The organism is Pseudomonas sp. TNT3 (assembly GCF_010095445.2).
GTDB lineage: Bacteria > Pseudomonadota > Gammaproteobacteria > Pseudomonadales > Pseudomonadaceae > Aquipseudomonas.
In genome coordinates this window covers 1-7,478 of the sequence record NZ_WFGV02000107.1, presented here as the reverse complement: position 1 = coordinate 7,478, position 7,478 = coordinate 1, and the positions used below count along the sequence as shown (strand labels likewise).

The 7,478-nt window shown below is 62.7% G+C and carries 7 protein-coding genes; all 7 read right to left on the bottom strand.

Going from position 1 to position 7,478, the window contains the following annotated elements:
- The coding region (locus GBC55_RS29265; protein ID WP_247267062.1) for an ATP-binding cassette domain-containing protein at positions 1-163 on the bottom strand (163 nt) is incomplete at its 3' end.
- Positions 160-1,023 (bottom strand): ABC transporter permease, encoded by an 864-nt coding sequence (locus GBC55_RS29260; protein WP_162441127.1) that lies wholly within the window; start codon positions 1,021-1,023, stop codon positions 160-162. The genes GBC55_RS29260 and GBC55_RS29265, both read right to left, overlap by 4 nt.
- Positions 1,020-2,012: an ABC transporter permease gene (locus tag GBC55_RS29255; protein ID WP_162441126.1), complete on the bottom strand. Its 993-nt coding sequence runs from the start codon at positions 2,010-2,012 to the stop codon at positions 1,020-1,022. The genes GBC55_RS29260 and GBC55_RS29255 overlap by 4 nt, the downstream gene beginning before the upstream one ends.
- Complete coding sequence (locus GBC55_RS29250; RefSeq protein WP_162441125.1) at positions 2,009-3,694, bottom strand: ABC transporter substrate-binding protein; 1,686 nt, start codon at positions 3,692-3,694, stop codon at positions 2,009-2,011. Before GBC55_RS29250 ends, GBC55_RS29255 begins: the two co-directional genes overlap by 4 nt.
- A gap of 964 nt (positions 3,695-4,658) precedes the next feature.
- Positions 4,659-5,081: a hypothetical protein gene (locus GBC55_RS29245; protein WP_235992983.1), complete on the bottom strand. Its 423-nt coding sequence runs from the start codon at positions 5,079-5,081 to the stop codon at positions 4,659-4,661.
- Positions 5,082-5,204: 123 nt separating this feature from the next.
- Positions 5,205-6,863: an ABC transporter ATP-binding protein gene (locus tag GBC55_RS29240; RefSeq protein ID WP_247267061.1), complete on the bottom strand. Its 1,659-nt coding sequence runs from the start codon at positions 6,861-6,863 to the stop codon at positions 5,205-5,207.
- On the bottom strand, positions 6,860-7,478 hold a 619-nt coding region (locus tag GBC55_RS29235), incomplete at its 5' end, for an ABC transporter permease (protein WP_247267060.1). The genes GBC55_RS29235 and GBC55_RS29240, both read right to left, overlap by 4 nt.

Below are 7,478 nucleotides of genomic sequence, written 5' to 3'. Positions count from 1 at the left end.
CCAGGCCGATCAGGCTGCGGGCAGTGACGCTCTTGCCGGAACCGGACTCCCCCACCAACGCCAGGGTCTTGCCCGGCGCGAGAGTGAACGACAGGTTGCGCACCACCGACTGGCCGGCGAATTCGATGGACAGGCCTTCGACGATCAACTGTTTATCGCTCATGCGAGACGGCCCTCCAGGCGTTGTTGCAGGTAACGGCCAGCGACCGTGGTCGACAGCGTGGTCAGGACGATGAACAGCCCCGGGAAAAACGTCAGCCACCAGGCGTTGGCAATGAAATCACGCCCCATCGACAGCATCGTCCCCCACTCCGGCGCTGGCGGCCGGGCACCCAGCCCCAGAAAGCTCAAGGCCGAAGCCCAGACGATGGCCTGGCCGACGCCCATGGTCAGCGTGACAATCAGCGGGCGCATGGCGTTGGGCAGAAGCTGGCGAATGATGATCCGCAGCGGTGGGTGGCCGAGGGCTTTCGCCGATTCGATGTAGCCGGCGTTGCGCACCGCCAACACCTGGCCGCGCACCATCCGCGCGTAGCCAGGCGCACCGCCCAACCCGGTGGCGACAATCAACGGACCAATGCCGCTGCCAAACACCGCGACGAACAGCAGCGCGAGAATCAGGCTTGGGAACGCGAAGAGAATTTCCAGCAACCAGCCAACGCCTCGGTCCAGGTAAGCGCCTCCCAGGCCGCCGAGCAGTCCCAGAACAATCGCAATGGACATCGCCAAGGCCGTGGCGGCCAGGCCGATGAACAGCGATTGGCGTGTGCCATAGATCACCCGGGAAAAGATGTCGCGCCCGGACTGATCAGTGCCGAACCAATGCGCCCAGCCGGGTGGATGAAAAGCGTCGTGCGGCACGATCGCCAACGGATCGCTGTGGGCGAAGAGTTGCGGCAACACTGCTGCGATGATCAGAAACCCAAGAAAGCTGACGGCCAGAAAAGGACCAAGGCGCCACTTGCGCGGTGTGCGTTGAACCCGGATGCCGGGCAGCGGTGTGTCGAGGAGGAGTTCACTCATGCCGCGTGCTCCTGTTGTCGTGGGTCGACCCAGAGGTACAGCAGATCGACGAGGATGTTGGCCAGCACATACCCGGCGGCGACCACCAGGCTGATGCCGATGGTCAGCGGCAGGTCCTGTGCCTGCACCGCCTGGTACAACTGACGGCCAAGCCCTTTGCGGGAAAAGATCACTTCGATCACCACGGCACCACTGATGAGGGCGCCAATCGCCCAGCCGGACAACGAGATGCCGGGCAACACGGCGTGGCGCAGCGCGTGCTTGAAACGCACCGCCGTGTCACTGAGTCCACGGGTGCGGGCGGTCAACACAAAGGGTTGATCCAGGGTCAGTTCGAGGGACTCACGGGTGACCTGTGCGATGAATCCGGCCAACGGGATCGCCAACGCCACCGACGGCAACACCAAAGTGCGCCAACCATCACTGCCGGCGGGCGGGAACAGCCGCAGGCCGAAAGCGAACACCGCCAGCAGCAAGATCCCGAGCCAGAAATGCGGGAGTGCCGCCGACAGGGTTTCCGCCAGCGAAGCCAGGCTCGACACCCAACGCCGACGGCCCGCTGTCAGCACGGTCAGCGCCAGCACCAGTATCCAGGCCAGCACCAGCGAGGTCAGGGTCAGCTCCAGCGTGGGCCAGGACTGTTCCGCGAGCACGCGGGTCACCGGCAGGTGCTGGGAATAGGACACCCCCAGGTCGCCCTGAACCAGACGGCCCAGGTACAGCGCGTACTGAACCGCCAAAGGTTTGTCCAAACCGTATTCACGGGTGGCCTCGGCGATGGTTTCGGCTGTCGGGTTGCCACTCGGCCCGCCGAGAATGGCCAGTACCGGATCACCCGGCATCAGGCGCAGGGCGAAAAACGTCAGTGTCGCCACCGCCCACAACACCAATACGCCACCCAGCAAACGCCACAGCGCGCGTCGTCCCAACCGGGCAAGACGCTCGCGCCGTGGGTTGGGAAGTTCGTTGAACAACGATTCACTCGTCATTTGTTCACCCATGCATCATAGAGGTACGTCACTGCCAGAGAAGGTTCCAGGCGCACGCCTTGAGTGGTCTTGTAGATACCCAGTCGCGAACTCTGCGGGTAGGTGGTCAATTGCAGGTACTGACTCGAAGCCAGCTGTTGCGCCTGGTAATACAGCGCCCGGCGTTGCTCGGCGTCCTGGGTGGTCAAGGCACCCTGGACGAGCCCTTCGAACGTGGGATCGGTGTAGCCGGCGGTGTTTTGGTGATACCCGCCGACGCCCGCGGGACTGATGAAATCAGCGCCGAAGATGATCCGCAGCACGTCGGCGGTGTTGGTGTTCCAGTAGCCCAGCCGGATGTCGTAATCCCAGTCGGCCTGACGCTTGGTGCTCTGCACGTCGCTCATTTGCTCGACGATCAACTCAAAACCGGCTTGACGCGTGGTCGCCTGCACCTGTTCCCACAGGGTGTATTCAGAGGGCGGCGTGCGATTGCCCATGATCACGTGAACCTGCAATCGCTTGCCGTCCCGGGTCCGGTAACCTTCGGCATCGCGGGTGGTCCAGCCCGCTTCATCCAACAGCCGCGCGGCTCTGGCGGGTTGGTAATCCTGGGCGCTCTGGAAGTCCGGGCTGTAGAAACGTGTGGCTGAACTGAGCGGCCCACCTGCCCGCGGGAACTCATTGAAGTACACGCTTTTCAACGCGCCCTCGACATCCGCGCTGCGTACAAAGGCTTCGCGCACTTTCAGGTCATTGAACGGCGCTCGAGTGATGTTCAGTGTGCCATTGGTGGGGTTGCCCGGACGCTGGGCGATGATCAACGCGAGGTCTGGATTGCGTCGGGCAGCTTCGTGGGATTCCGGCGGCAAGGCCTCGATCACATCCACTTCGCCGGCCTGCAGCGAGGCAAAACGCACCGACGGCTCTTGAATGAATTTCCAGACAATACGGTCCAGCCAGGCCGGCCCTTGATGTTTGGCCGTGGGCGGCGCCCAGTTGTAATCCGGGTTGCGCACCAGTTCTACCTGGCTCTGACGATCCCAACGCACGACCTTGAACGGGCCGCTGCCCACCGGACTTTCACAGTTCACGTCACGAGAGCGCGTCAACGCGGTGGGCGACTGAATCCCGAGAAAACCTTGCGCCAGCACTTCCAGAAACGCGGCATATGGCGTCGCCAGGTGCACAACGGCGGTAGTGTCATTCAGCACGTCGGTGCTGCGGTATTGGCGAATGTAGCCACCGGCCGTGCTGGACTGGGTTTTCGGGTTGGCCATGTGATCGAGATTGGCCTTGACCGCGGCAGCATTGAACGGCGTGCCGTCGGTGAAGCGCACGTCATTGCGCAAATGGAAGGTGTACGCCAGACCATCGGCGGACACCTCCCAGCGCTCGGCCAGCCAAGGACCGATACGGCCCTCCTCGTCCATGGAAACCAGCGAATCGAGGTACTGCTGCGCTACGAAAACCTGCGGCATGTCGCCGCCCACATGCGGATCAAGGCACGTGGGCTCGCGGTCAGTGGCGTACACCAACGTCCCGCCGCTGACCGGCTGATCGCTGCGAGCCACCGTGGACTCGCCCTGACCGCAGCCAATCAACAGACTGCACATCGCAGCGATACCGACAATGGGCGTGTGCTTGAACAGCGACCTGGGTCGGCTGCCGTAAAGTCGCAAATAAGGGGCAAGTGCTCGCATGGGTCCTGATGCCTATAGTCCGGGAACAGGGCTATTGCACAAGGCATGCCGGTTTTTTGCAGCAGCAAACACGGGGGTTTGAGTGGAGGATGGGGCAGTGCGCGGCGTCAGAAAGAACAATGTGTGCGGCGAGTGTTGGTGAGGCAACAGTTGGCTGAGCGAGGCCCGTGCGGCATTCAGACGATGACGGCCCGACAGCCAATCCTTCCTTGCAGATGCACCCGATCAAACTGTAGGAGCGAGCCTGCTCGCGATGGCGCCGTGTCAGGCAACATCGATGCTGTATGTTCCACCGCTATCGCCGGCAAGCCAGCTCCCACAGGGGATTCGTGTTGGACCCAGATCCAGTGCCCACCGCCGATCAAAATGTAGGAGTGAGCCTGCTCGCGATGGGGCCATGTCAGGCGACATCGAAGGTGAATGTCAGACCGCCATCGCGAGCAGGCTCACTCCTACAATGGATTTGTGTTGGACCCAGATCCAGTGCCCACCGCCGATCAAACTGTAGGAGTGAGCCTGCTCGCGATGGCGCCGTGTCAGGCAACATCGATGCTGTATGTTCCACCGCTATCGCCGGCAAGCCAGCTCCCACAGGGGATTCGTGTTGGACCCAGATCCAGTGCCCACCGCCGATCAAAATGTAGGAGCGAGCTTGCTCGCGATGGGGCCTTGTCAGGCGACATCGAAGGTGAATGTCAGACCGCCATCGCGAGCAGGCTCACTCCTACAATGGATTTGTGTTGGACCCAAATCCAGTGCCCACCGCCGATCAAAATGTAGGAGCGAGCCTGCTCGCGATGAGGCACTATCCGGCGGCATCAATGTTGAATGTCAGCCTGCTATCGCGGGCAAGCCCGCTCCCACAGGGGATTTGTGTCGCGCCCGGAATGGCAGACACCGCCAATACCTGTGGGAGCGGGCTTGCCCGCGATGAGGCCATACCAGGCGACATTGATGGTGAATATCAGACGGTTATAGCCGCAAACCGCAATGGCAACGCCGGTTGCCCAAGCGCCGCGGGATCGCGGAAGCGGGCGCCGAAATGGTCGGCCGGCAACCGCGCCTGGCCGGCCCCGAACAATCGCTCTCGCAAGGTTTCCCCGTCGTTGTAACGCTCACGAAAACGACCACGGCGACGCAATTCAGGAATCACCAACTCGATAAAATCCCGGGCCGTTTCAAACGACAGGTACTGACGCAGATTGATCCCGTCAATGCCATCCACATCCAGCCATTTCTCGATTTCATCGGCCACCACACTTGGCGTCCCCGCGACAAAAAAACGCTCCTGATTGAACCCCGAAAACTGCGCCAACACCGCGCCCACCGTCGACGCCGGGTTGTAGCGTTGCAAACTTTGCCAGCCCTTGACCTGGCGGCTGACCAAGTCACTGATCAGCCACTCACGGGGATAAGCTGTCAGATCGATCGCCGGCTCACACAGTTCATTTCAAACAGGTTGACGTGCAGTTGCTTGGGCACCATCCATACTCCTTTTCAAACCAGACCCTCAGATCGCCAACTGCAGAAAAAACGCGGGCGGCGTGTACTCGGTTTCGAGTGTCGGAATCGCATCGATCAATGCCCGTGTGTAGGCATGCGCCGGCCGGTCGAACACCGCGCGCACCGAGCCGGATTCCACCACCACGCCATCCTTCATGACCAACACGCGATCACTCACGTGATTGATCACCCCCAGGTCGTGGGAAATGAACAGGCAGGCCAGCCCGAGACGCCGCTTGAGGTCGTCGAGCAGTTCGAGAATCTGCGCTTGCACCGACACATCCAGCGCCGACACTGGCTCATCACAGATCAGGATTTCCGGCTGCGACGCCAACGCCCGGGCAATGGCGATGCGTTGTCGCTGCCCACCGGAGAGTTCAATCGGCCGGCGCGACAGCACACTGGCGTCGAGTCGCACCAGGTCGAGCAATTCGAGCGCCCGGCTGCGCCAATCGCGGCGCGGCAACCCCGCCACCGCCAACGCTTCGAACAACACCCGTTGCACCGTGTAGCGCGGATCGAAGGAATTGAGCGGGTCCTGGAACACCACCTGTACCGCGCGCCGCGTCAGACGCTTTTGCGCGGTGTCCATCGTCGACCAGCGCTGCCCGGTGATCCAGACATCGCCGACATCGGCGGTTTCCAGCCCAAGAATCAATCGGGTCAACGTGGTCTTCCCGGAGCCTGATTCACCGACGATGCCCAGGGTTTCACCGCGACGCAGCTGCAACGACACCTGGTTCAGCACAGTACGGCTGCGGTGGTCAGGGCCGATGTAAGATTTCGACAGCCCGCGCGCCTCCAGCAACACCTCGCCCACCGGCTCCGGCTCGGTTTCGACCGCGTTGAGCAGCCTGTGCGCCGGTTGAAAATGCACGGCCCTGGCAGCCCGCAGCAGCGACTGGGTGTACGGATGACGCGGGTCCTGCAGCACCTGCTCGGTCGTCCCCTGCTCAACGATGACCCCATGACGCATCACCGCCACACGGTCCGCCAGGCGCGACACCACCGACAAATCGTGACTGACCATCAACAGCGCGTTGTCCTCACCGCGCAAGCTTTCCAGCAAGGCGATGACCTGTGCCTGCACCGTCGCGTCCAGTGCCGTGGTGGGTTCATCGGCAATAATCAGCCGTGGGTTACAGGCGATGGCGGACGCGATCAACGCCCGTTGCCGCAAGCCACCGGACAATTGCCACGGGTATTGGCTAGCCCGCAGTTCCGGCTCGGGCACGCCGACATTGCGCAACAACTCCAGTACGCGCAAACGCCGGGCTTCAAGGCCCAACGGCGTGTGCAACTGCAATGGCTCTTCGATTTCGGCACCGACGCGGCGCAACGGGTCCAGCGCACCCAGCGCGTCCTGCATGACAAATCCGATGCTCGCGCCGCGCAGCCGCTGCCATTGCCGCTCATTGAGCTGACGCAGGTCGATGCCTTGAAACGCAAGTTTGGCCGCCTGCACCTGCGCACCCCGGCCGGTAAGCCCGGCGAGAGTCCGCGCGGTCACGCTTTTGCCGGACCCCGACTCCCCCACCAGCGCCAGGCATTCGCCGCGATGCACCTGCACACTGACGCCGTGCAGCACCGCTTCGGCCGCGCCGAAACGCACCGTCAAATCACGGATATCAACCAACGGACCCAGGGTCTGAATATTCGCATTCATAGAGGTTTTCCTTCGCTGCGACGCAGCAGTTCGCGGCCAATGGCGCTGATGGAGACGACGGTGAGGGTGATGACCAGCGCCGGCCAGGCGACCAGCCACGGAGCGTTGGCCAGGAAGCTGCGACCGATGGCCATCATCCCGCCCCACTCCGGCGCGGGAGGCGGCGCACCGAACCCCAGGAAACTCAGGGCCGCACCAGCCGTAATGGTGCCGCCGATACCGATGGTGGCGAGGATCAGCACGGGTTTGAACGCATTCGGCAGAATGTGCCGCAGCACCACCGCCAGCTGCGATTGCCCTAAGGTGACCGCCGCTTCGACATAACCGGCGTTACGCACATTGAGCGTTTGCGCCCGCACCAGTCGTGCATAACGGGGAACGCCGGCAATGCCCACGGCGAGAATCAGGTTGGCGGTGCCCTGACCGAAGAACGTGATGATGACCAGCGCCAGCAACAGGTCGGGAAACGCCAGCAGCACATCAATGGCGCGCATCAGCGCGGCGTCCAGCCAACGCGGTCCAAGGCCCGACAACAACCCCAGCAACGCGCCCCAGGCCAGGCCCAGCGCTGTTGCGGCCAGGCCCATGAACAACGACGAGCGCACGCCGTGGATC

Bases quoted from the DNA above. Each gene is read 5' to 3' on its own strand.
- GBC55_RS29260 (WP_162441127.1), bottom strand. From the start codon at position 1,023: ATGAGTGAACTCCTCCTCGACACACCGCTGCCCGGCATCCGGGTTCAA.
- GBC55_RS29255 (WP_162441126.1), bottom strand. From the start codon at position 2,012: ATGACGAGTGAATCGTTGTTCAACGAACTTCCCAACCCACGGCGCGAG.
- GBC55_RS29250 (WP_162441125.1), bottom strand. From the start codon at position 3,694: ATGCGAGCACTTGCCCCTTATTTGCGACTTTACGGCAGCCGACCCAGG.
- GBC55_RS29240 (WP_247267061.1), bottom strand. From the start codon at position 6,863: ATGAATGCGAATATTCAGACCCTGGGTCCGTTGGTTGATATCCGTGAT.